Raw genomic sequence first — 24746 nt, forward strand, 5'->3', positions numbered from 1 at the left:
GTCAGGGACGAGATGATTGCGACGACGCGGGCACGGCACCTGCGTCGCTGAGCCACGCTGCGATCTGATCCGGTCGGCGGATGGCAGCACCCGGCTGTCTGGCATCGAGCAATATTCCGGCTCGTCCAACATCAGTGCCCGCACCGGTAGAGATCATGCATTGCGTTTCGCCGCCGACAGCCGCGCCATTGAGCATGGCCAGCCTGACGCGCGCCTGAGTCCAGACGGGCGCGTCAATATGCTGAACACAGCCCCACGGGACGCTGAATCTCTGGATGATGTTGTCGCCGCTTTCGATGACGCCACGAATCGCGAGTACGCCGTCACGAGCTTCGCCGCTCGCTCGCAGCACCACGCCATACGGCAGCAGATCGTGTTGAACGACGGACTCCAGCGCTGCGCTATCGAGCGCACCTGCAAGCGGCAGGAGTTCGTCGGCATCAACGACAGCCATGATTTTGCTGTATGCCAGGTCGACGGCCATGTCTGCAACCTCCAGCAACGCGACGCCGTGTGGTTGCGGCAGGCCGCGCTCGCTCATGACCACCAATCCGGGGATGGGTGTGCGTGCCGTGAGGGCTCGCCGCACCGCCTCAACCGCGTTCGGTCGCGCGTCATGCACCGCTACATCGTCACTTGTGTACACGATGGTGTCGATCAGCGGCACTTGCCCGTGCTCGACGCTCGTTACGACAATTTCAGATTCGTCAGCGGAGTGCTCAACTGCTACGACTGGGTACCCGTGCGTTTGGGCGAGCGACTGGCAGGCGGCAGCGACCGTCTGGCGACGATCGATCATGCGAACCGACGCGGCCGGCAGATCGTCCAGGCCGGAGACAACGAAGATCGGATCGCGCTGGATCTCGGCAGCCTCGAATCCAGTCTGCTCGGCGAGGCTTTCGGCGAGATGCTCGACCGTCGATGACAGCGAATCCTCGCGTCGGCAATCTGCAAGGCCAATCAGGCGCTCGTGTCGCTCGACCGGCGCGAACAAAGCCGACCGGAGCCGATCCTCATGCACCTCGATGACCAGTGAAACAGCCAGATGACTCACCAGACCTGCCAGACGTACAGACCGATCGACGCGATGACGACGAGCGCGACAAGAAGTCCTGCGATCACAAGCGCGGACGGTCGCCGGGTGGCGCTGCTCGTTGTTGCGGCGGGAACGGATGGCGACGGCTGCGGCGCTTCAGCGGCGACCCAGACGGACGATACGCTCGGAACAGAGACCGACGGACGTGCAACCGGCATATCGTCTTCATCGATGCCGCCCACCTCGTCAACATCGTCCGGCAGATTCAGCTCGATGGGTTCGGTGCCGGATTCGCGCAACCAGTCGGGCAGGGCATCGCCCGGGTCATCGCGGTGGTTGTCGTCAGATGGCACGCGGTGCCTCCTGTCAGCGCCGAAGCTCGGCAGAGTCGATCCAGATCGTCACCGGGCCATCGTTGATTAGCGCGACCTGCATGTCGGCACCAAACACGCCCGTGCCAACACGGATACCGGCACCACGAAACTCCTCGGCGACGAGATCGACGAGCGGCGAGGCGTGATCGGGCGCGGCGGCTGAGACGAACGATGGCCGCCTGCCCTTGCGAACGTCGCCATACAGCGTGAACTGCGACACGAGCAGGATCTCGGCGTTGACATCTGACGCTGCCAGATTCATCTTCCCGGCTTCGTCGGAGAAGATGCGCAGTCCGGCGATCTTCGTCGCCAGTTGGCGCGCTTCAGCTTCAGAGTCATCCCCATGCACGCCCAGCAGGACGAGCAGTCCTTGCCCAATTTCGGCGATGCGCTCGCCGGCCACATCGACCGATGCGCTGCGCACCCGCTGCACTACTGCTCGCATGAATCGTCCCGCTCCTCTAGCATCGCGATGGCCAACGCGGCCAGACCTTCACTACGCCCGATCGCCCCGAGCTGCTCATTCGTCGTTGCCTTGACGTTGACTCTGTCACTCGGCAAGTCAAGCAACTCCGCCAGCCGCAGGCGCATGTCGGACCGACGCGGCGCGATCTTCGGCCTTTCGCCAATGATCGTCAGATCGACGTTCACCAACCGGAAGCGGGTCAATACGACCTCCAGCGCGAGCCGCAAGAGGTTGCCGCTATCTGCATCCCGCCAGCGTTCATCGCTCGGAGGAAAGTGGTCGCCGATATCGCCCATGCCTGCTGCGCCCAGAATCGCGTCCGTCACGGCGTGGAGCCCAGCGTCTGCGTCCGAATGCCCGTCCAGACCGATCTCGCCCGGAAACTCAACGCCACACAACACCATGCGCCGGTCGGGTGCAAAGCGGTGTATGTCGTAGCCGATGCCAGCCCGATTCATGATGCCCCTTCAGCGGTTGCGGCGACGATCGCCCGCGCGATGGCAAGGTCGAACGGCCAGGTGATCTTGATATTGCGCGGGTCGCCCTCGACCAGCGCAACCGGATAACCAGCCGCGTGGAGCATACCGCCTTCGTCGGTCGCACTGCCCTCAGCAGTCAGCGCGGACAGCAGCCATTCGCGCCGAGCGGCCTGCGGCGTCTGCGCTGCCGCGAGCTGACTCCGATCGACAACGCCCGCTGACTGACCCGACGGGCCGAGGCGGTGGAGCGTGTCGCTGATCGGCAGAACCGGGATCGCTGCACCGTGCGTCTGCGCCGCAGCAATGACCCGAGTCACGAGCGCTTCAGAGAGCAACGGTCGCGCGGCATCGTGGACAAGCACGATGTTGGCATCCGGCACACACATGAGCCCGGCGCGCATCGAATCACTGCGCTCTGCTCCGCCGAGGCAGGTCATGACGTCGCTATTGCCTGCACTATCGAGCAATGCTCTGCCGCGCTCGATGGTGTGCTCGCCCAGAACGACGACGACGCGATCAATGGCTGGATGGCTCGCGAAGCATTCGACTGACCAGAGCAGCAACGGACGACCGGCCAGATCCAGAAACACCTTCTCGCGATCGCCAAACCGCATCCCTGATCCCGCTGCGACGACGAGCGCTACGGTTAGGGTGGGCGATGGTGACTGGGGCTGTTCTGTTGCGTCGGTCACGGTGCATCGTCCCTCGTGAGTGGAGGCGTCGGAACGCACAAGAGCTTGTCCAGCGAGGATGATGGTCCAGAGGTCCGGGGCAGTCTAGCAAACTCGTCGCAGGCGGTTCAACGCGCCGCAGACGATCGCGCTGGATCGTCGAGAGCCGCCAGGAATGCGGTCAACACGTCGTCCGGAAGGTCGACTCCGCCGAGCTCACGGCCCGCCTTGTAGCCCTCGCCATGATAGTCCGAGCCGCCACTCACCAGCAGATGATGCTGCGCAGCAATCACGGCGATCTCGCGCCGCTGTGCTGGCGAATACTCGCCGTAATACGCCTCAATACCGACGAGGCCAGCGGCGATGAGATCGGGCAGGTTGTCGGGAAAGTGCGGCGATGTCAGTGGATGGGCGTGGAACGGCAGACCTCCGGCACGACGCACCAGATGGATCGCCTCGACCGGCGACAGACGCTGCGATGGCAGATAACCGGGCTTGCCGTTGCCAATGTAGCGCTCGAACGCCTCGCCGATTGAGCCGACATACCCGGCTCGCACCATCGCCTGCGCGACGTGCGGCCGCCCAATTGATCCGCCAGGTGTGTTCGGCTGGATCGCCTGGCGGTCAAGGTCGATGCCAATCTCGCGCAGGAGCGCCACCATGCGGTCGATGCGCGTACGCCGCGCATCGCGCAGGTTGGAGAGTGTCCTCTGCAATGCCTCGCTATGCAGGTCGATCCCATATCCGAGGATATGGATCTCTCCCGGTTCGACGTCGGTTGAAAGCTCAATGCCGGGAATCAGGCGGATCTCGAGCACGTCGGCGGCCCGCTGCGCCGGATCGAGGCCCAATGTCGTATCGTGGTCAGTTAGTGCCAAGACAGAAATCCCCCGCCGATGAGCCTGCCGGAGCAGGTCGGCGGGGGATAGCATCCCATCCGACGCGGTGGAATGCGTGTGCAGGTCAGCCCGGCGAATGCGTGCTGACATTACAGTCTGGTCGAAGCTAGCGTGGCTCAACGATGAGGCGAATCGCGGTTCGATCCTCGTCGTCGATTGTCACGTCAATGAACGCCGGGAGGCAAACTGCCTCAATACCGGTCTCCTGGAGATAATCGCGCGCGATGGCGACGGCCTTGACGGCCTGATTGGTCGCGCCAGCGCCGATGGCCTGAACTTCGGCGCGGCCCGACTCGCGCACGACACCAGCGATCGCGCCGGCAACAGCGCTCGGTCGCGATCGTGCTGATACCTTCAGCACCTCACCGGTGCGCTGCTCAACTTCGACGATGGTCTGCGTTGTTGTCGCGACAGCACCATCAGAATCTTCCCATGTGGCCTGGTGATTGCCGATCTCGGGCTCGACATAGGCGTCTTCGTCTGGCGGGAACTTCGCTTCCGGGTCGATTTTGATATCGCGCAGGTCCAGCTTGCTAAAGAACCGATCCATGAACTTCCTCCATCAGGGCGGCAGCGCCGCTCTGTGCCAGTAGCGGTGTACCGAAATGTGCGTTGCAGAAATGAGCGCTTGTGCGTGATTGTTCGTTTACTCCAGGCCGTACCTCCGTCACTGCATTGGCTTGCGGTGGGAGACTACTCAGATGGATATCGAAGTACGGCGCAACGACGCTGCGTCATCGTCGTCGAGCTTGCGACAAAGCCGACGACCACTCCGATTGTAGTGAAGCACCATCTGTTATTGCGCGAAGAACGCCCCGTTACCGTGGAGCTATACCATCCCCCATTTGACGCCCTTCCCCGTCTGCGGTGCCCAGGTTGCGATGATAGTCTCATCGCATCCATTGCTCGCAGCCTGACGTCAAAGTAGTCATACCACCCTATCGCGAGGGGCGTCAACTGCGAAGAAGTGGCTTGTGAAAGCGAAAACGCCGCAGTCGCGCTGACTGCGGCGTTTTACCTGGATCATGAATTGTCTGAAGCTAGCGCGCGTAATCGATCGCGCGCGTTTCTCGAATAACCGTAACTTTGATCTGACCGGGATATTCGAGGTTCTCTTCGATCTTCTTCACGACGTCTCGCGCCAGTTTAGCCGCAGCGAGATCGTCGACCTTTTCAGGCTGAACCATGATGCGCACTTCGCGACCAGCCTGGATCGCGAAACACTTCTCTACCCCATCAAACGAGTTTGCGACCGCTTCAAGCGCTTCGAGACGCTTGATGTAGGTCTCCACCATCTCGCGCCGCGCACCGGGTCGAGCGCCGCTGATCGCGTCTGCCGTGGCGACGATGAACGCCTCAACGGTTTGCGGCTCTTCCTCACCGTGGTGAGAGGCGATCGCGTGAACGATGCGCGCCGATCGTCCGAGCCGACGCGCGATGTCGGCACCAATCAGTGCGTGCGGCCCGTCGACCTCATGGTCGACGGCCTTACCGATGTCATGCAGCAGACCGGCGGTCTTCGCGACATTGACATCTGCTCCGAGCTCAGCCGCCAGCGCACCGGCGACCAGCGAGACTTCCAGAGAGTGTGCGAGGACGTTCTGTCCGTAGCTCGTGCGAAACTTGAGACGTCCCAGCAGCTTGACCAGGTCTGGATGCAGCCCCTGGACATTGGCCTCGTAGGCGACCTTCTCGCCCTCCTCGCGCATGACCTGCTCCAGCTCGAGGCGCATCTTGTTAACGACTTCCTCGATCCGAGCGGGATGGATTCGTCCATCGTGGATCAGCTTGAGGAGCGATCGGCGCGCGATTTCACGTCGAACCGGATCGAAACCCGAAAGCGTTACGGCCTCGGGGGTGTCATCGACGATCAGGTCACAGCCGGTTGCCTGTTCGAGCGCCCGGATGTTGCGGCCCTCACGTCCGATGATCCGCCCCTTCATGTCATCACTCGGGAGCGGCACAACCGACACTGTCGATTCAGCGATGTAATCAGTGGCAATGCGCTGGATGGTTGTGGCGAGGATTTTTCGGGAGCGTCGGTCGGCTTCCGCCTTGGCTTCCTGCTCGAGCTCGTGGACGCGCCGATTGAGGACATCGCGGATATCGTCTTCGGTTCGTCTGAGCAGCATTTCGCGAGCCTGTTCGGTGCTCAACATGGCTACTCGCTGGAGCTCTTCCTCCTGTCGGGTCTGGAAGGTTTGAAGCTCGGCATCACGTTCGTCGAGCTCCTTTTCGCGACGCTGAAGGTTGCGATCCCGGCGGTCTACCTGTTCGTTCTTCCGGTCGAGCTGTTCTTCTTTCTGCTCGATACGCCGCTCGATGCGTTCGATATCTCGGCGTCGGCCGGCGACTTCGCGATCCATATCATTTCTGACCCGGATCGATTCGTCCTTTGCCTCCAGGACCGTTTCACGTCGCTGCGCTTCGGATTCGTCGATGATGCGCTGCGCCTCCAGCTTGGCCTGCCCGATCATCGAGGTTGCACTCGATTGCAGGTACAGCCTCGTCAGCAATGCTGCGATGGCGCCGCCCAGCACCGCGGAACCGAGCGCAATGAGAACGTAGATCATTCTCGTTGCTCCTTGTTTCCGTAGTGGGCTTCAGTTGGTAACGTTCGGGAAACGCACGAACCAGATTCAGTGCGTCGCTTGATCGCGGATCAACCGTTGTTTCAGGCTGAACAAGTCAAGCATTATCCGATTGATCTTAAAAGTCTACATCAGAGCGTGTCAAACCAGCCATGTACGTACGCGGGAGAGTTCAGGGCGTAATTTGCGTCTCGGGGCGCTTTCACTCGTCGTTCAGATACGCGAAGGGAGACTGCGCGTGCTTCGTTTCAAGCGTCTGGTGAGTCTCGCGCTGGTTGCAATTGGCGTGCTCGCACTCAAGGAACAGACCGACCGTCCGCCGAGCGAGAGCACATGGCACGGTCGCATCTGCGGCGTGCCGTACGAATTCCGGCGTCCGACGCTGGCGCGCATGCGCCAACGCCTCTGGAACCCTGACGACCCGCGCGTCTTCGTGCCGCACGTCTGGGGTGTTGGCTGGACGATCAACCTCAACGCAGCGGCGCATCGGCTGGGCTTGATTCGGGATTCATAATGGGCAGCGGCTGCTGGTCAGTTATCTGTATCAGCGGTCTCTGGTTCAGCGACGCGATCGACGACGAGCTGGGCGATCCGCAAGCCGTCGAGTGCATCGACCCGGAACCGCAAGCCGTCCGTCACAACTTCATCACCGATCTCAGGCTTGCGGCCGATCCGTCCGAAGACGAACCCGCCGATCGTGTCGAAGCTCGGGTCATCAATTGACGTGTCCAGCCGCCGATTGAACTCGCCAATCAACACCAGCCCATTGACCGCAGCCGAGCCATCAGCTGCGAGATCGATATCCGTCTCCGGTCGCTCGAATTCGTCTTGCACTTCGCCAACGATCACCTCGAGGATGTCCTCTAGCGTCAGCAGTCCGGCGGTGCCGCCAAACTCGTCGATCACGATCGCCATGTGAACGCGCCGAACCTTCATATCGGCCAGCAGCTCATCGACCGGCAGGCTCTCCGGGACAATCAGCGCCTCGCGGGTGATCTCGCGAATGTTGAACGTCTCGCGCTGCCCCCGACGCAGCGCGCGGAAGATGTCCTTGACGTAGACGATACCGACGATCTCATCGATCGATCCGCTATAGACCGGAAACCGCGAACGCCCCTCTCGCGCGACGATCGCCGTCAGCTCCGGCAGCGTCACATCGGCGGGCACGCCGACGATCTCGGTTCGCGGCACCATCACCTGGTGCGCAGTCAGGTCGGCGAAGTTGAAGACGCGATGGATCATCTCCTGCTCGCTCTCGTCGAGCTGCCCGCCTTCGGCAGACGCTGTCACCAGCATCTCCAGCTCCTCGACGGTATAAACGAGATGGCGCTCGCCCTCATATCGCAGCCCGAGCGGTCGCAGAACCAGCTCGGTTGCCCAGTAGACGACCCAGATAAACGGACGGAAGATGATCGAGACCAGCTCGGTAACCTGTGCCGTCGCCAGAATGACCGGCTCGGCGCGCTGCAGGGCCAGCATCTTCGGCACCTGCTCACCAAGCACCAGGTGGAAGAGGGTGATCAGCGTAAAGGCGATGAAGATCGCCAGACCGTGCGAGGTGATGAAGACGATGCGTTCGGGCAGCACCGATTCGAGCGCCGGGCCGATCAAACGCGCCAGCGTCGGCTCGCCGACCCAACCGAGACCCAGACTGGCCATCGTGATGCCAAGCTGGGCGGCCGAAATAAATTGTTGGGATCGTCGAGCGCACGGCGAACGATGCGCGCCGCGGCGCTATTGCCTTCGGCAGCAAGCTACCCGGATGCGCGCACTGATGGACGCCGACAAGTGCGAACTCCGCAGCAACAAAGAAGGCGTTCAGACCCACAAGAAACAGAACGATAAGCAGTCGCCAGGCGATATCGAACATCTGGTTGAAACGGCCTCACTCTCACGCGTTCGTTCGCGGCTGGCAGCAGTATACTTGAGGCTAAACGACAACCCTCTCCGGCCATCCGTCGGGACAGAATGAGTGTCATGATTCCTCTACAGCTTACGCTTAAGAATTTCCTCAGTTATCGAGATGAAGTATCGATCGATCTTTCGCCTATCCGCATTGCATGTCTCTCCGGGGACAACGGCGCAGGCAAGTCTGCGCTACTCGACGCGATGACCTGGGCGCTGTGGGGCAAAGCCAGATCGAACAACGACCGCGACATGGTGTCGATCAACGCAGCCGAGATGGAAGTCACCTACGCATTCCGGCTCGGCGACCGTGAATATCGTGTGTTCCGCAGGCGCTCGTTCGCCGGTGCCAGCAAGCACACAGTCGAAGTCGATGTCCGCGCGATTGGAGATACGGCGTGGTCGTCGATGACCGGCGATTCCGTCAGCCATACCCAGAGGAAGATCAATCACCTGCTGTCGCTGGAGTACGACACATTCATCCATTCGGCATTCATCCTGCAGGGCAAGGCAGACGCATTCACCGAAAAGTCGCCAACCGAGCGCAAGAAGATCCTCGGTGAAATCCTGAATCTGCAGGAATACGATGTGCTGGCCAAATCGGCCCGCGACCGCGCCAACACGCTAGGGCGCGAGCTTGCTTCGATTCACGGTCAGATGGGCGAGCTGGACGATCAGTTGGTGGTTCGGCAAGTTGTTGAGGAAGAACTCACGATTACCGGTCAGAGGCTGACTGAACTTGGCCAGCAACTTGATCTTGCGGCACTGCGCGAGCAATCCCTCGCCGTCCAATTGCGCGAACACGACATGTACCAGCAGCAGATCGTCGAGGGCAGCCAGCGCGAAACGCGCGAGACTGCCGCGCGAGACAGTGAGCGTGCACGGCGCGACGGGCAAATCCGCGAGCGCGACCAACTGGTGGAAACCGTCGCACACGCGGACGAGATCGAGCACGGCTGGGCAGAACTCCAGCGCTGGCACGCCGAGGTTGTGCGGCTCAACGAATTGGCCCGTGGCGATCAGGAATTCCAGCGTACGATTCACGCCGCAGAGCGCGAGATCGACGGCGAGCGCGCAACCATTCAGCGCGCAGCAGACCGCCACCAGCAGGCCGCTCAGGCTGCTCGCGATGCGCTGGCGCTGTGCGAGCAGCAACGCATCCGGCTGGCAGAGCTGACGACACGCATCGACGCAGTCGGGGACGCAGGCGCATCACTCGCACAGGTTGCCTCCGATCTGGACAGGCTGCGCCAGAAATACGCCGGGCTCACCTCAGAGAACAAACAACTCGCAATCCAGAACGAAGAGATTACTGCCAACCTTGAGTTGCTAAAGATTGAGGATGCTGACTGCCCAACCTGCCACCGGCCACTGAGCGATCATGACCGTGAGCACGTGCGTGACAACCTGCTCCGCGACGCCGATACGATCCGACGAAGACACAAGGCGAACACCGAGCAACTGGCGGAGATAAAGGTGCAGGGCGATGCCCTTCGCAAAGAGCAGCAGGCGCTCGAAAAGACGTTGCGTGAACTGTCGGGCCACCGCGCGCTCGTGACCCAGATCACCGAAGAGCTGAAGCGCGAGGACGGCATCCGCGCGCAGCTCGCCGAGGACGAGCAGGCACTTGCGCAGGCGCTGAAGATCCTCGATACGGAGACTTTCGCCGAACCGGCGCGACAGCGACTCCTTATCGCCAGAACCGAACAGCAGAAGCTGGGCTACGACCCACGCGTCGCCGCCGAAGCTGCCAAGCACGAGCGCGATCTGCAGCCGTTCGCCGAGCGGAAGACGGCGCTGGATCGCGCTCGTGCCGACATCTCGCGTTGTGATGCCGTCATCGCAGAGATGGACAAGAACATCGCTGCCATGGAAGCCAACCTCGCTGAAACAAGTCGGGCGCTGCACCTGCTCCGCAAGGAGCATCCGATCGACCCCGATCTTCGTGACCGTGCGTTGGCGGCAACTGATGAGGTTGAACGCTTCCGGCGCGAGAAGTCCGCGCTCGAACAGGAACAGGGTCGCCTGGGAGGGCGCATCCGCGATCTGGATGCGCTGCAGGAACGCCGTGACGAGCTGGACGTGAAAGCAACCGAGATTGAGCTGGACGAGAGCGCCGCGAGGATCCTCGGCGAGGCGTTCGGACGGAACGGCATTCAGGCGCTGGTGATCGAGAGTGTTCTTCCGGAACTGGAAGACGAGGCCAACGAGCTGCTGCGCAAGATGTCCAACGGCCAACTGGAAGTGTCGATTCGAACCCAGAAGCAGGCGCTCTCGACCGACAAGGTGATCGAGACACTCGACATCGAGATTCGGGACGAAGCCGGTAAACGACCGTACCAGCTCTACAGCGGCGGCGAGGCGTTCCGCATCAACTTCGCCGTGCGTGTCGCGCTGTCGAAGCTGTTGGCGCGACGGGCCGGAGCCAGCATCGACATGCTTGTTATCGACGAAGGCTTTGGCACGCAGGATAGCCAGGGTCGCGATGGGCTGATCGAAGCGCTGCACTCGATCGAAGCGGACTTCCAGACGATCCTGGTCATCACGCACATCGGGGAAATCCGCGACATGTTCCCGTCACGCATTGATGTCGTCAAGACGGATCGCGGATCGCAGGTAGTGGTCGTATAGCTGAAGCGCAGGCGGCGTCGATCGGCTCAAATGAGCATGCGCGAGGCAATCGGATTTTCCCCGTTCAGCGACACAGTGCGCTAGCATACGAGTGCTGAACACCCGCTGGCCTGGACCTGAGGGAGACTGCGCATGGCTATTGCACCCGTACCTGTCCGCACATCGAACCGGCCGCCAATTCTCGCCCGGCAGGCGGCCATCGCATCCGGCCATTACCTCGCAACTGAAGCGGGCATGCGGATGTTGCGGCAGGGCGGCAACGCGATTGACGCCGGTGTCGCCGCCGGTATCTGCATCGACGTGCTACTGCCTGACCTGTGCAGTTTCGGTGGCGTCGCGCCGATCATCGTCTACCACAAGGCGAGCGGCGATCTCGTTTCGATCTCTGGTCTGGGCTACTGGGGTCGCACAGCGAACATCCAGCACTATCTGGATCATGAGAATGGCGTGATCCCGAGTGGGGTCAAGCGCTCGGTCGTGCCGGGCGCACCGGATAGCTGGCTGACGGCTCTGGCGCGCTACGGCAAGCTGAAGTTCGCCGAGGTCGTCCAGCCCGCGATTGAGCTGTGCGAGGGTGGCTTCGTCATGTACCCGTCGCTGCATCGCAACTTGACAAAGGAACGCGACCAGATCGCTGCCTGGCCATCGACGGCCGCCATCTTTCTGGGCGAAGGTGAAGTCCCGGACGTCGGTTCGGTCTTCCGTCAGCCCGATCTGGCGACGACATTCCACCGCATGGCCGCTGATGAGCACGCGGTCGTGGGCGGGCGGCCGGCATCGAGGCTGCACGCGACGAGTTCTATACAGAACGGCAAGCAGATCGCTGACTTCAGTCTGTCCGCGGGCGGCTTCATCGACGAGGCCGATCTGGCAGAGTCTCCACTCCGAGATCGAGCAGCCGCTCTCGGTGAGCTATCGCGACCTTGATGTGCTTGCCTGCGGTCCCCGGTGTCAGGGCCCGGTCAATTCTTGCGCGGGTGCTCTCGATGCTCGCCGGGCGAGAATCTGAATGAGATCGGCACAACAGCGCCGACTATATCCATTTGGTCAGCGAAGCGTTCAACCTCGCGTTTGCTGACCGCGAACGGCTACTACGGCACCCGGAATCTGCACTTTGCAGGCTGATGGATGTCCTGCTGTCAGCTGATTACGCATCGCGGCGGCGCGCCCAAATCGGACGTGGCGAGTGCCTTCGCGGCAGATGCCAGTCAGGCTGGAGTGATCGACGGATTCGCAGCGCGACAATCTCCGAACGGATATCGACTCAGCAGCGGAGCTGCAGCCGGACACGTCGTACGTCTGTGCAGTCGATGACAGTTCTGGCGACGCCGATGACGGGGACTGGTAGCACGCTGATTGTGCCGGGGCTGGGTCTGGTCTGCCGGAATGCGCTCGCAGTCGTGGGCTCGACCTGGGCAGCACGGCGCTTGCGCCGCGCAAGCGTCCGCGCCTGACGCCGAATCCGGCGATGGCGTTCCGCGACGGCCAGATCTTCATGCCGTTCGGCACGCCCGGCGCGGACATGCAACCGCAGTCGATGGTGCAGGTATTGCTGAACATCGTCGATTTTGGCATGGATGCAGCAGTACCGATGGGCACCGCGGGTTCGGGACCCCAACTATCCTGAATCGTTCTGCTGCACACGTATCGACCGGGTCGACTGAGCCCGGAAGGACGCATACCGCGTGAGGCGGTGACGACTCTCGCTGCGCGAGGGCATGACGTCGAGTGGTGGCCGGAGTGGACACGTATCGTCGGGCAACGTCTGCGCTATCCGGTTGACCATGCAGCGGGTACGCTTGAGGCAGGTGCCGACGCGCGCCGAAGCTTACGCGATTGGCTGGTAAGCCGTCGGCGAGTCCAAAACCACACCTGAGATGAGGCGCATGGAACGCAGCACATGTCCAACCCTGATGCCGCCAACACGGCCATGACGGCTGTCTGCGGTCTGCGCCGCGTCGTTGCGATTCGTGACGCGGCCCGATGACACCGGTCCGTCGACAGTATCGGGCGATCAAGCGCCAGTATCCCGACATCATCGTCTTCTTCCGGCTCGGCGATTTTACGAGACGTTCGACGGCGATGCCGGTGACGGTCGCTGAGGTACTGGGGATCACGCTGACTTCGCGCGAAATGGGCAAGGCAACCGTATCCCGCTTGCTGGCATTCCCTATCACGCGGCAGAGGGCTACATCGCTCGGCTGCTGGCAGCCGCCACAAGGTCGCGATTGAGGATGACAGCCAACGGGCGGACCGATCGAACGGCAGGTGACGCAGGTCGCCGCCCGGCACGGTCACTGACCCGGCCTTCGTCAGCGGATCCGGGAACACGTACATCGTCGCGCTTCTGGCGGATGGCGATCGAGCCGCCTCGCTTACGCCGATGTCACGACCGGTGAGTTCGCGACGACGCAGATGAACGCGTCCGACGGCGTGCTGACGGACGCGATCAGCCGTGAGTTATTGCGCCTGCGGCCAGCCGAAGTCGTGATCCGCGAGGGCGACCTGCTGCTTTCGCTGGTCCCGGATGGCACAACGAAAGTCATCTGTGAATGCCTCCGACTGGCGGCATGACACAGCCAGCGAAACGCTCTGCGATCACTTCGAGGTGACGTCGCTGGAGCCGTTCGGCTGCACGAAGCCTGTTGGCAGCTCGGGCGGTCAGCGCCGCTCACCTATCTCCAATCAACGCAGCGCCAGCCTGCGCCACCCGACCAACCTTTGACCTACTCGACCTCGCGCTTCATGAGCCTCGACGCCCAGACGCGCCGAAACCTGGAACTGGTCGAATCGTCGTCTCGCGGCGGCGGCCCGACGCTGGTGCAGACGCTGGACGCCACACGTTCGCCGCTGGGAGCGCGCCTGCTGCGCCAGTGGATCAATCAGCCGCTCCTGGACCGCTCCGAAATCGAGCGCCGTTACGACGGTATCGACTGGCTCGTCGGCGGAGCGCTCCTTGCGCAGTCGGCTGCGCGAGCAGCTGCGCGGGATCGGCGACATCGAGCGCGTCATCAATCGTGTCGTCAACGCGCAGGCACAACCGCGCGAGATGGCGACGCTCGGCGCGTCGCTCCGTCGCCTGCCCGCGCTAGCAGAGCTGGTGTCGAGCGGCGATCCGCCGCCGATCGTGCAGCACGTCCCGCTGGTCGAGCGCGCGGCGGATGAGACCGAACGCGCGCTGGCCGACGACCTGCCCGCCGTCCCGTCCCGGCCAGCGGCGTCATCGGGCCTGGCCAGCGCCGAGCTGATGGACTGCGACAGACGCTGGCACGCGACAAGAACTACATCGCGACGTCGAACAGCGCGAGCGCGAACGAAACGGGAACTGAAGGGCTGAAGGTCGGATTCAACAAAGTCTTCGGCTACTACATCGAGGTCTCGAACGCCTCGCGCGATGCGGTGCTGACGACTACCTGCGCAAGCAGACGTTGGTGAATGCCGAGCGCTACATCAGCCCGAGCTGAAAGAGGCCGAGCAACGCGTGCTGGCTGCCGAGGAGCGCATCAGTCAGGCCGAAGCGGACGCCTGGGGCGGTTGATCGCAATTGTCGCGGCTGGAGGTGGTGCGCGCATCCGCGACGCCGCGCAGGCCGTGGCGACGCTCGATGTGCTGGCCGGTCTGGCTGGAGATTGCGGCGATGCGCGAGGGCGCACCGGAGTTGTCGGACGAGGATGTGCTGGCTTTTCTCGATGCCGGTTTGCATCCGATCGTCGATGCCAACCTGCCGCGCGGCGAGTTCGTGCCAAACGATGTCCGGCTGTCTGACGACGATGCAAGTATCGCGATCCTGACCTGGCCCAAATATGGCCGGTAAGTCGACCTACCTGCGGCAAGTGGCGTTGATCGCTCTGCTGGCGCAGATCGGCCTGTTCGTTCCGGCAACGCGGGCCCGGATCGGCATCGTCGATCGGATCTTCACCCGCATCGGCGCACAGGATGATCTGGCGAGCGGGCAATCGACGTTCATGGTCGAGATGCTGGAGACGGCGGCGATCCTCAATCACGCGACCTCGCGCTCGCTGGTTGTGCTCGATGAGATCGGACGCGGCACGAGTACCTACGATGGCCTGGCGATCGCGACCGCGATTGTTGAGTACATCCACAACACGCCGCGCCTTGGCTGCAAAACGCTGTTTGCCACGCACTACCACGAGCTGACGACGCTGGCGAACATCCTGCCGGGCGTGCGGAACTACCGGCTGGATGTGCTGGAAGCCGGTGACCGGGTCACATTCCTCCATCGCGTTGTTCCCGGAGGCGCGGACCGCTCGTATGGTGTCTATGTTGCCCAGCTGGCTGGGATGCCACGACAAGTCGTCCGACGCGCCGGGGAGGTGCTCTCCGAGCTGGAGCAGACGGCTGCCAGCGGCGCGCGTGAACGACGCCGCGAGGCGGTGTCCAGCCGCTCCGGACGCGCCAATGCAGCTGACGCTATTCGGCGGCACGCACCCGGCCGTCGAGAAAGCTGCGCGAACTGAGGTGGACGGCATGTCGCCGCTGGACGCGCTGACCATGCTGTATGAGTTGCGCCAACTGGCTGCCGACCGGGAGACGGTCTGAGCGCTGATGATGAGAGGGTAATCACAAACGATGGCGGTCGAAACGATCCTGACCGAACTGATGGCGATTCCCGGCCCAACTGGTCGCGAGTCGCTGGTGATGGACTGGCTGCGTGAACGCTGGCAGGGCCACGCTGAAAGCGTCTGGGACACCAAGGTTTGGCAATCTGCTGGCGCACGTCGGCGGCAACGGGCCAACCCTGCTGATTCAGGGACACGCCGACGAGCTGTCGCTCGTCATCCGCTCAATCGACGCGAACGGCTTCTGTGGCTGTCGAATGGGCAGGCACCGAGCACGAACGTCACACATCGCTACCCGGTGGGGCAGCCGGCGCTGGTCGTCGGACGACATGGACAGATCGACGGTCTGTTCGCTGCGGCGAGCGGCCACATCCTCACCGTCCGTCAGCGCGATACTGAGCGCGTCGATCTGGACACGCTGTTTGTCGACATCGGCGCAGCGTCGCGCGCCGAAGCCGTTTCGATGGGTGCACACGTCGGCGCGAGCATTGTCTGGAACACACCACCGCGCCGCCTCGGCAATCGCCTCTACGGCAAAGCGATCGACGACCGCGTCGCACTGGCGCTGATGCTGACTGAGCTGATTGAAACGGTGTCGCCGGACGATTCGGCCTACGATCTCTACCTCGCAGCTACCATTCAGGAAGAGATCGGGCTGGTCGGCTCGCTGTCGCTCCGCGCCGATGTTGATGCCGATCTGGCGATCGCGCTGGACAACGGGCTGGTTGGCGACATCCCGACTGTCTCCTCCGGTCTGATGCCGACTGTCCTCGGTGGCGGTCCGACGCTGGTCTACAAGGACGCGCATGTGCACTACGACATACGCCTTATCGACCGGCTGACGGACATTGCCAGCGAGCGCGACATCCCGGTTCAGCACGCCGTCTACGAGCAGATCGGCAGCGATGGGTCGGCGCTCATCAAGCAGGGCATCCCGACAGCATTGCTGGGACCTGCGACCCGCTATACGCATTCGGCATTCGAGATGATCGATGTTCGTGATCTGGATTCGTCGCTCGACCTGCTGGCTGCGTTCGTGACGTCTGCACCGTAGGACGAGAGGATCAGGCGCGCTTCAAACGCCGCAGGTGGATGGGAGCCGCCAACGGCGACGCCAAGGCCGATCAGGGGCCCCTATGCCGGTGCAGGCGATCAGCGCGATAAGCTCGCCAGAGCTGAGGCTGTCGTCACCGGTATCAGCGTCCGGCGCTTGTTGCTCGGGCGACGCGTCGCCTCCATAGCCAACTGAATCGCGCCAGGCGGCGTCGAGCTCGTCGATGGTCAGGCCGAGTGATCCTGACTGCCTCGCCGATCGACACTTCATCGCGGAAGATGGCGACTAACTGACCGAGCGCATCGTCGCCGTACTCTTCGGCGATGAACGCGACGACCGCGCCGCTCTGAGCGTAGGAGAGGATCGCCTGATCGGGATCGGTTGGGAAGCTGGAGTTCAGCGCCCGCAGCGGGATGAGCCGTCCGTCATCGATGGCGTCGCGTAGATGCCGCAAGCGCCCGTCGGCTACCTCCTGGGTTGTAGACGGCCAGGCCCTCATCGAGCCAGCTTGGCGGCGAGTTGAATGGATTGCGGGTCGCCTGATAGACGACCAGGTGCGAGATTTCGTGCGGCACCATCCGGCGCACTTCCGTCTCGGCTCCCCTGCCCGGATCAATCTCGGCGACGATCAGCCCCCAGGTCGGGTGCGCCTGACCGCCGATCCATTCGGCTGAGTTCGGCGGTAGCGCACGGTTGAATGCGCGTTCGTCGCCATAGATGACCAGTCGAACCGGCTCCTCGGCTTCGATGTCGAAGCGCTCGGAGAGCTGGCTGATGCCGCGGAGCGCCGTGTTGACAACGTCCCGCGCGAAGTCTTCGTCGCCGCGATACCAGAACAGAGTGACCAGCCCATCGGTGATCGTCTGCCACGACTGGCTCTCGTCCATATAGAAGAGCGTCGCTGGTTCAGATTCGGTGACGTCACCGTCCTGCTCGGTGACGCGCCAACGATAGGTCAGGTCGAGTCCCGGCGGCAGGTAGTTCACGCTGGTGTCGACAACATGTTCCAGCTCGATGTGCCGATCCGGTTCGACTGCGGGAAAGGCAGCCTGCAACTCGGCATCACCGACCGGCTGCCAGAAAAGCGCGACCGCGACGATCGGCGAATCGGCCTCGGCGACCAGTGAGAATGTGATCGAATCCTGAAACGTCGCCGTGGCGCTGGTGTCGAGAAACGTCGCGTCGGCTGCGGCGGCGCGTGGTGGTGCTGCCACGCCCAGCGCAAGGAACCCGGTGATGAGGAAGAGCAGCGCCCAGCGACTAATCCGCACGCACCTGCTCCGATTGTTCCTGAAGCTGCTGATGCAGATAGGACTCAATCGCCGGGTCGAGGTCGCCGTCCAACACCCCTTGGACGTCACTCGTCGAGAAGTCGGTGCGGTGGTCATTGACCATCGTGTACGGCTGGAGGACGTACGAGCGGATGCGGTTGCCCCAGCCCTCAGTGACGTGCTCGCCCTTCAGACGGGCGCGCTCAGCCTCCTGCTCGCGGATCTTCAGCTCGACCAGCCTCGAACGCAGGATCTTGAATGCCGATTCCTTGTTCTGCAGCTGCGAGCGCTCGTCCTGACAGGTGACAACGATGCCGGTCGGGAAGTGCGTGATCCGAATCGCAGAGCTAGTCTTGTTGACGTGCTGCCCACCGGCGCCGGATGAGCGGTAGGTATCGATCCGGATATCCTCGTCGCGGATAACGACCTCGGTATCATCATCGACGTCCGGCAAGACCTCAACGAGCGCGAAGGCGGTGTGGCGGCGGTGGGCTGAATCGAACGGCGACAGCCGCACCAGACGATGCGTGCCGGCCTCGCCCTTCAGCAGGCCGTACGCATAGCGACCGCGGATTTCAATCGTCGTGCTCTTGATCCCAGCTTCTTCGCCTTCGGTCCAATCGAGAACAGACGTGGAAAAGCCGCGCTTATCGGACCAGCGCAAATACATCCGACTGAGCATTTCGGCCCAGTCCTGCGCGTCAATGCCGCCGGTGCCGGCGTGTATCGCGAGGAGCGCGTTACTCTCATCGTGCTCGTCGCTCAGCAGGAGCTGAATCTCCATCTGGTCGAGTTGTTGGCCGAGTTCCGCTGTCTGCTCCCTGATCTCAGTGAGCATCGAGTCATCATCGTCGGCAAGCTCGGATAGCTCCAGCAGATCAGACGCCTGGTGGCTCATTCGCTCCCAGTCATCAACTTGCGAGCGGATGCCGGTGAGGCGTTGCATCAAACGCTGGGCGCGCCCGGCATCATCCCAGAAGCCCGGTTCGACCGACTGCGCTTCCAGCTCGCCTATTTCGCGACGCTTCTCCGGTAAGTCAAAGACGCACCCCGATCTCATCAAGCCGCAGCTTGATGCCGGAGAGGATATCCGGTGTTGTCTGTTCCACAGTGGTACGTTCTCTCGTTGCTACCATCATTCGTCGCGCGCCGTCGGCCCGGACGGCACATGCGGAAGTGTAGCAAGACGACAATGCGGCTCGGAGGGTGGGTAATGCGTCGGAGATCTACAGGCCCGGGTTCTTATTGCGAGTGAGCACCTCTGCCTCGTCGAGAGCCTGACGCTGCGTCTGCGTGTCGGGCCGTGCCTCCCCGAGCAATCGGCGGGAGATGCGATGAGCAACGTACGCGATTGCCAGGAGTCCAGCCGCCAGGGCGATCCATCCAACCATTGAGCAACTCCATTTCCTCTGGTGCGAAGCCCACACGGGACGAGGCTGTACGGGATGCGCATTGCATCACGGTATTTCGATGTGAGTGCTTGCAGATGTCCCCTGCCAGAGCGTTGCGGACCGCTCAGGAAGGATCGTCAAGGAGCGGGCGCTCGAATCGATCGGACCGGCAATCCGAATGGTCGACTCGCCGGCTGCCATTGATGATCCAGGTGTGCGCCGCATACCGGTAGACGCGGACTCGACCGTGTAGCGTCTGCCAACATCATCAGTGACCGATACTTCAGGAGCGTCGATGCCAAGGAACAGGACGGTTGCGTCGGACTCTTGCTCGAGGTTCGAGATCACTACAGTCAGATAGAGTCCCTCGTCGACTTGCTCCACACCCGTAACGGCCAGACGCTCTCCGCGCATGAGCAGCGGTGTTGACGACCACTCGCCGAGCGGGTTGCTGATCTCGATCTCGGACGGCGAGTCATTGATGACAACAGCTGTCATCAGGAAGTTAGCGGTAGCCACGTTCGTGGGGACGTCAGTGAACGAGGCCACCCAGGACATGCCGGTGGTAGATCCTGCGGCGTCAGTTCGATCGCTGGGCTGTATGGAGGCTGGAGTATAGACGATACCGTTGTCCGCCTTGAGCTGGAGCGTCTGTTCTGGAGCTACCAGTTCCACCATCTCGTCCGATTCCACGCGGAACGTGATCTGGATCATATCGCCGCGCCGCTCAACAAGCGTCACACGCATCGTCGCTTTGCCGTTGATGTCGGTTGAGACATCCATCGGGCTGGAACTTGCCGTCGCTGCCTCTTCGCCAAGCATGTCTGGAGTGAGATCGAAAACCCACGGACCGTTCATCTGGAATGGGCCATCGGGGGCATCAAGGAGTATGTCATTGAACGTAATTCGAATGGGATCTGTTGGAATGACCGGGTGGGTCAGCATCAATCCAAACTGCTGCATCGTATCCCCGGGTTGATGTGGTCGCACGCGAATGGACAACCCATCTTTGTCGGATGTGGCGTTGGCAATCTCGATTTGCTGGCCAAGGAACATTGGGGCAAGGAGGTTGCTGTCGCTGGACGGGATGAACTGCGCGGGCAGTGCAAATGAGAACCTGGCCTCTAATCCGACCGATGACACGACGACCTCATCAAGACGAAGAGCGGCATCGTCAGTCTCACGCTCGACCCCGACCTCGACAATCCGCGTCGGTTGCCGAGCCGATACTTCAGGACTCTCCGTTGAGCCACACGCCGCCAATAACGTAAACAACAGGGCCGCTGCTACCACGTGAGTGGCTATCGCGAGCTTCATCTTAGTCATCTCCTGAACTGAGACGCGGTGCTACATCAACGACCTGAAAGCCGACCCGCATGGAAACGCTCACCATGTGAGATGGTAGTGAATCCAGCTATAGTTCGAATCGACCGCCGATTCCCAACCACCAAGTTGCCAGACCGTGCTTCCACTGCAGAAAGCATCTCCGGTCTTGTTGATATATTTCACATATTGTCCTGATACCCAACTGTGAGTCTGATTGTAATAATTATACCACCATCGAGGCGTGTTGTTATATGTAAATGGAACATCACCGGAGGTGACATATCTGATGCTGTACGTGCTGTCGTACTCTACGAACGCGTATCCACAATCCAGGACTGCACCCGAAGTGAGCACATTGACATAGAGTCGCTGGTTATATGTGTAGACCCCGCCCCCGCCAGTTGTGTATTCAATTGCATGCCGCGAATAAAACTGGTTTCCGGGCACGTCTTTGGTGTTGTACGGGCCGGGTGAATATTGTACCGAGGCCATCGCCACAGAGGGAACAACAAGGCACAGCACCAGAATGGCAATCGCGAAACGGATGACCACAAGCGTCCCTCTCTCCCTGATTCCTTACTTGCCGGCAAACGCTCTGGTCAGCAGACAGCGATGCCAACGCGCGCAGCGTGTATCAAAGGTCTGGAGCATTCTTCGTTCGACTGCAATGTGGTAAATCGCAGGACAGTGCGGATTTCCGAGATCCCGGCAGCAATCACTGGTGTGCCGCGGACAGACAGATTGCGACTGTTGTGATGACGTATCTACTCGTCGACGAATCTGGCGATGGCCAGGCCGAGGGCGAAGGCTGACGAGGCGTCCAACTGAGTCTTCAGTCGCGCGATGTCGCTCTCGACGGTTCGGTGGCTCACGTGAAGTTGTGCGGCGACCTCCTTCTGCGTGAGTCCCTGACCCAGGCCGTCTATGACAGCACGTTCGCGATCTGATAGTGACAGGCCGTGGATGTTCGCTGTCTGGATCGAGTGGCTGGCAACATACGCAGCAGCTACATCGCGGGAAACAATGAGCGTCTGGCTGCGAATAGCGGCATTCAGGATGGCGCGCAGGTTGGGACCACGCAGATCCTTCCAGAGCAGATAGCTCAAGCCCCCTATCTCGGCGAATTCGTGCAACTCGTGAAGAGCATAATCGTCGGCGATAATGATGAAGGAGGCCTCGGGCAGCCGCGAACGCACCAATCGGAGGAACGGGATGACCGATTCATCCTCGACCCACCGCCCCGTGAGAATCACGTCCGGGCACCACCGCGTGAGCGGCCCGAGCGCCGCATAACTACCTGTGGTCATCTCAACTTCGAAGCGGTCCGGCAGGCGTTCGATCGTCCGCCGCACGACAGGCCAGCCGATCTCGTCAGACACGAGTACATATACTCTCTGTGACGTCATGGTTGCGCTCTCTTGCCGGGCATCATGTCTGGATCGTCTTCAGCATATCGCATGAGACGGCTCGTTCCAAGCATTTTATGCTTTGCCTACCTGCCTGTCGTCGAGACGGAACGCCATGTGGTCGACTCAACCCGGAGGCGTATGCAGCGTTTGCGGTATCGAGATCATGCTCTCAACGGTGACGGATCTGGTGTTGACGACACGCATGGCTGGGCCATTGCCGCCTGGCCGCGACGCGGACTAAACCCAACGCTGTCGCAGGCGATGCTGTACTGGCTGAGCGTTGGCGGGTGGGGCCGAAGGATGCGTCGGTGCTATCGCCAGTGCCGCCTGTATACGATGTAGTCGTTGTCTCCGGAGAGGTACTGCCGATGAAGTTCGGACAAGTTGAGGGTTTGTGCGTTCCGATCGTGGTTGATGGCGAAGCGCTCGTTCGCGTGACGGTCTACCTTGAGACTGATCAGGGGATTGACATCGTTCGCGAGGTTGAGGTCGAGCCAGAGACCGACGCGAGTGGACGGCCCGATCTCTACGCCGAGGCCGACCAGTGGACGCAGGAGACAATTGCGACCGTTCTGCTCCCACGGGGCTGGGAACTGCTCGGCGCGACTGACCCGCCCACCCGCGCGGCAGATGAAGTGCCGCGCTCCCCGCGCTACGCGCTGCGCACGCCTTACTGGGTACCGCCGCCAGGTTGGAATGATGATGAAACGACGCAATAACAGATTGCGGGTCGACGGGGAGCCGCTCAATCTGGTATCCATCGACGACGCCCGCTGGACTGGCGCGCGTCTCGATCCCGAGGAGGTCTCCGCCGTGATCGCTCTTCGTCGCCGCTGGCTCGTTTCACTCATGCTGCTGCTGGTCGTGTCAATGACGGCGGCTGCCTGCTCCCGCAACTCCGAATCGTCGGCGACTGCGACCGCAACAGCGGGCAACGACAGTGCCCAGGTCGCGACCGAGCCTTCGACTGGCGATCAATCTCCGACTGCACCTGCGGCAGGTTCACCGGCAACCACGCCCGAAGGGCAACAGGTCCCGATTCCCGAACTTGTCACCGGCGGCAACACATACGTTGGCCAAGCAGTCCAGACCTACGGCAATGTCGACACTGTGCTGAGCAGCAACGTCATCGTCCTGGCCGACAAGAGCCAGCAGTTGCTCGTGTTTGGCAGTGCGGACGTGATGCCGGCCAACCTGACTGTCGATGAGTTTATGCTCGTCTCCGGCACAGTTGAGCCGTTCGATCAACAACATATCTCCGACACGCTAGGCATCGGATTTGACGGTTTGGACGTCGCGCGATTTGCCGGCAAGCCGGCGCTCACGATTGACGCCGCACGCGCTGGATCGATACCGGTCGATGAAGCGTTGGCTGATGCGGAGGCACTACAGGGGTTGACGATCGAGATCGGTGGGCAGATCACGTCGATCGTGGATACAAGAGCGTTCGCAGTCTCACCAGCTGATGCCGCCGACACGAGCGCCACGATGCTGATTGCCACACCGTTCGACGCCGTGCCGTCGCAAATGGCGGAGCAGGCACGTGTGCAAGTCGTCGGGCGGATCGTTGTGCTTGATGATGCCGAAGATCTGGGCGACGACTTCGAGTTCCTGAATGACGCAGCGTTTGATCAGTATCGCGGATCGCCGATCTTCCTGGCCGATGTCGTCAACGTGGTCGCCCCAGCGCCGAGCGCGACGGTAGCGGACATCCTCGCCAGCCCGGATTCATGGATCGGCAAGGAGGTGTCAGTCATCGACACGGTCGCTTCGCGACTGACCGACCGGGCCGCGTCGATCAGCGGCGAGCCGGGCATGATGGTCATTGGGCCGGCAGCGCTGTTCACCGCCACGATCCAGCCCGGTGTGATGGTGATGGTGACCGGAACGGTTCAACTCTTCGACCCGACCAACCCGCCGGATGTAGATGGGTTCGATCCGGAGCATCCGGCGGTCGCCGCCTACGCCGGTCAGCCGATCATCGTTGCGACGTCCGTGCAGGCGCTCGGCAACTAGGCGAGCGCGTCAGTCGTTCGCCGTCAGGCGCTGCCAGGCGGCGTGGACCTGGCGGTGGGTATCGTCGAGCGTGCCGCCGTTGTCGATGACGACATCGGCGCGGGCGACCTTCTCTTCCTGCGGCGGTTGGGCATCAATGCGGCGCTCGGCTTCGGCGCGATCGACCTTGTTGCGCCGGATGATGCGCTCGATCTGCTGCTCGCGAGGCGCGGTAACGACCCAGACTTCATCACAATCGGCCGCCATGCCGGATTCGAACAACTTGATCGCGTCAAGCACCAGCACGTCCGGACCAGGCTGCTGAATGGCGTCGCGTTTGCGCGCCAGCACCGGCGGCCAGGTGATTGCCTCCAGCGCACGCAACTTGGCCGGATCGGAGAACACGACCGCTCCGAGCGCGGGCCGATTGATGCTGCCATCGGGGTTCACCGTGTCCGGGCCGAACTGCTGGCGAATTGCGTCGGCTATTGGAGAGCCCGGGCCCATCAGCTCGTGCACGATCTTGTCGCCGTCGATTGCCTCAGCGCCGAGCGCGGTCAACATCTCGACAACGGTCGACTTACCGGTCGCGATGTTCCCGGTCAGTCCGATGACGTGCTTGCGGCGCATGGCGTGGCGACCCTTCTGATTTCAGGCGATCATCGATG

Annotated in this window: 25 protein-coding genes and 2 pseudogenes; 11 read left to right on the forward strand and 16 right to left on the reverse strand. The window is 62.0% G+C overall.

Annotation, left to right across the window (positions count from 1 at the left end):
- Position 1: 1 nt before the first annotated feature.
- The 8 genes from M9890_03640 to rny all read right to left on the reverse strand — a co-directional run bounded on the left by M9890_03640 (position 2) and on the right by rny (position 6498).
- Positions 2-1054: a hypothetical protein gene (locus M9890_03640; GenBank protein ID MCO5176054.1), complete on the reverse strand. Its 1053-nt coding sequence runs from the start codon at positions 1052-1054 to the stop codon at positions 2-4.
- The gene (locus M9890_03645) at positions 1051-1389 is read right to left on the reverse strand and encodes a hypothetical protein (protein MCO5176055.1); all 339 of its coding nucleotides are present in this window, start codon (positions 1387-1389) and stop codon (positions 1051-1053) included. The genes M9890_03640 and M9890_03645 overlap by 4 nt, the downstream gene beginning before the upstream one ends.
- Positions 1390-1402: 13 nt before the next feature.
- Positions 1403-1855 carry a D-aminoacyl-tRNA deacylase gene (dtd, locus tag M9890_03650; protein ID MCO5176056.1) on the reverse strand — a complete coding sequence of 151 codons (453 nt, stop codon included), beginning with the start codon at positions 1853-1855 and terminating at the stop codon, positions 1403-1405.
- Positions 1843-2334, reverse strand: a complete 492-nt coding sequence (gene ispF, locus M9890_03655) for a 2-C-methyl-D-erythritol 2,4-cyclodiphosphate synthase (GenBank protein MCO5176057.1) — start codon at positions 2332-2334, stop codon at positions 1843-1845. Before ispF ends, dtd begins: the two co-directional genes overlap by 13 nt.
- Complete coding sequence (gene ispD / locus M9890_03660; protein MCO5176058.1) at positions 2331-2969, reverse strand: 2-C-methyl-D-erythritol 4-phosphate cytidylyltransferase; 639 nt, start codon at positions 2967-2969, stop codon at positions 2331-2333. Before ispD ends, ispF begins: the two co-directional genes overlap by 4 nt.
- 185 nt (positions 2970-3154) lie before the next feature.
- Entirely contained in the window at positions 3155-3958 is an 804-nt protein-coding gene (locus tag M9890_03665) for a PHP domain-containing protein (protein MCO5176059.1), read from the reverse strand.
- A 73-nt stretch (positions 3959-4031) separates the two neighbouring features.
- Positions 4032-4316 carry a stage V sporulation protein S gene (locus M9890_03670; GenBank protein MCO5176060.1) on the reverse strand — a complete coding sequence of 95 codons (285 nt, stop codon included), beginning with the start codon at positions 4314-4316 and terminating at the stop codon, positions 4032-4034.
- Between the two features lie 649 nt (positions 4317-4965).
- Positions 4966-6498: a ribonuclease Y gene (rny, locus tag M9890_03675; protein MCO5176061.1), complete on the reverse strand. Its 1533-nt coding sequence runs from the start codon at positions 6496-6498 to the stop codon at positions 4966-4968.
- Positions 6499-6754: 256 nt separating this feature from the next.
- On the opposite strand from rny, the gene M9890_03680 reads away from it, so the two are divergent.
- On the forward strand, positions 6755-7030 hold the full coding sequence (locus tag M9890_03680; GenBank protein MCO5176062.1) for a DUF5808 domain-containing protein: 276 nt from the start codon (positions 6755-6757) through the stop codon (positions 7028-7030).
- Positions 7031-7047: 17 nt separating this feature from the next.
- Here M9890_03680 and M9890_03685 read toward each other — a convergent pair whose 3' ends face one another.
- Entirely contained in the window at positions 7048-8175 is a 1128-nt protein-coding gene (locus M9890_03685) for a hemolysin family protein (GenBank protein MCO5176063.1), read from the reverse strand.
- A 318-nt stretch (positions 8176-8493) separates the two neighbouring features.
- Here M9890_03685 and M9890_03690 point away from each other — a divergent pair, with 318 nt between their 5' ends.
- From M9890_03690 to M9890_03725, 8 genes and pseudogenes are all read left to right on the forward strand, one after another.
- Positions 8494-11052, forward strand: coding sequence for an SMC family ATPase (locus tag M9890_03690; GenBank protein MCO5176064.1), 2559 nt, complete (start codon positions 8494-8496; stop codon positions 11050-11052).
- A 240-nt stretch (positions 11053-11292) separates the two neighbouring features.
- Positions 11293-12679 (forward strand): annotated as a pseudogene (locus M9890_03695) (gamma-glutamyltransferase).
- Positions 12680-13035: 356 nt separating this feature from the next.
- Positions 13036-13284: a hypothetical protein gene (locus M9890_03700; GenBank protein MCO5176065.1), complete on the forward strand. Its 249-nt coding sequence runs from the start codon at positions 13036-13038 to the stop codon at positions 13282-13284.
- A 183-nt stretch (positions 13285-13467) separates the two neighbouring features.
- Positions 13468-13626 (forward strand): hypothetical protein, encoded by a 159-nt coding sequence (locus M9890_03705; protein MCO5176066.1) that lies wholly within the window; start codon positions 13468-13470, stop codon positions 13624-13626.
- Between the two features lie 382 nt (positions 13627-14008).
- Entirely contained in the window at positions 14009-14389 is a 381-nt protein-coding gene (locus M9890_03710; GenBank protein MCO5176067.1) for a hypothetical protein, read from the forward strand.
- A 225-nt stretch (positions 14390-14614) separates the two neighbouring features.
- Complete coding sequence (locus tag M9890_03715) at positions 14615-14866, forward strand: hypothetical protein (GenBank protein ID MCO5176068.1); 252 nt, start codon at positions 14615-14617, stop codon at positions 14864-14866.
- Positions 14856-15530 carry a hypothetical protein gene (locus M9890_03720; protein MCO5176069.1) on the forward strand — a complete coding sequence of 225 codons (675 nt, stop codon included), beginning with the start codon at positions 14856-14858 and terminating at the stop codon, positions 15528-15530. The genes M9890_03715 and M9890_03720 overlap by 11 nt, the downstream gene beginning before the upstream one ends.
- 112 nt (positions 15531-15642) lie before the next feature.
- Entirely contained in the window at positions 15643-16686 is a 1044-nt protein-coding gene (locus tag M9890_03725; GenBank protein MCO5176070.1) for a M20/M25/M40 family metallo-hydrolase, read from the forward strand.
- Between the two features lie 142 nt (positions 16687-16828).
- Here M9890_03725 and M9890_03730 read toward each other — a convergent pair.
- The 6 genes and pseudogenes from M9890_03730 to M9890_03755 all read right to left on the reverse strand — a co-directional run bounded on the left by M9890_03730 (position 16829) and on the right by M9890_03755 (position 22026).
- Positions 16829-17573, reverse strand: a pseudogene (locus M9890_03730) (peptidase MA family metallohydrolase).
- A gap of 373 nt (positions 17574-17946) precedes the next feature.
- A protein-coding gene (prfB, locus tag M9890_03735; protein ID MCO5176071.1) for a peptide chain release factor 2 occupies positions 17947-19066 on the reverse strand; the annotation gives its coding sequence in 2 pieces (ribosomal slippage) (positions 17947-18996 and positions 18998-19066; 1119 coding nt in all).
- A gap of 117 nt (positions 19067-19183) precedes the next feature.
- Positions 19184-19348: a hypothetical protein gene (locus M9890_03740; GenBank protein ID MCO5176072.1), complete on the reverse strand. Its 165-nt coding sequence runs from the start codon at positions 19346-19348 to the stop codon at positions 19184-19186.
- 66 nt (positions 19349-19414) lie between these two features.
- Positions 19415-20665 carry a hypothetical protein gene (locus M9890_03745; protein ID MCO5176073.1) on the reverse strand — a complete coding sequence of 417 codons (1251 nt, stop codon included), beginning with the start codon at positions 20663-20665 and terminating at the stop codon, positions 19415-19417.
- Positions 20666-20734: 69 nt separating this feature from the next.
- A complete protein-coding gene (locus M9890_03750; protein MCO5176074.1) occupies positions 20735-21226 on the reverse strand; it encodes a hypothetical protein in 492 nt (163 codons plus the stop codon).
- Positions 21227-21438: 212 nt separating this feature from the next.
- Entirely contained in the window at positions 21439-22026 is a 588-nt protein-coding gene (locus M9890_03755; GenBank protein MCO5176075.1) for a LuxR C-terminal-related transcriptional regulator, read from the reverse strand.
- Between the two features lie 425 nt (positions 22027-22451).
- On the opposite strand from M9890_03755, the gene M9890_03760 reads away from it, so the two are divergent.
- Positions 22452-22802, forward strand: a complete 351-nt coding sequence (locus M9890_03760) for a hypothetical protein (protein ID MCO5176076.1) — start codon at positions 22452-22454, stop codon at positions 22800-22802.
- On the forward strand, positions 22786-24099 hold the full coding sequence (locus M9890_03765) for a hypothetical protein (protein ID MCO5176077.1): 1314 nt from the start codon (positions 22786-22788) through the stop codon (positions 24097-24099). The genes M9890_03760 and M9890_03765 overlap by 17 nt, the downstream gene beginning before the upstream one ends.
- 9 nt (positions 24100-24108) lie before the next feature.
- Here the strand turns inward: M9890_03765 and coaE are convergent, their stop codons facing one another.
- Positions 24109-24708, reverse strand: a complete 600-nt coding sequence (gene coaE, locus M9890_03770) for a dephospho-CoA kinase (protein ID MCO5176078.1) — start codon at positions 24706-24708, stop codon at positions 24109-24111.
- Between the last annotated feature and the right edge of the window lie 38 nt (positions 24709-24746).

Source organism: Thermomicrobiales bacterium (genome assembly GCA_023954495.1).
Classification (GTDB): Bacteria; Chloroflexota; Chloroflexia; order Thermomicrobiales; family CFX8; genus JAMLIA01.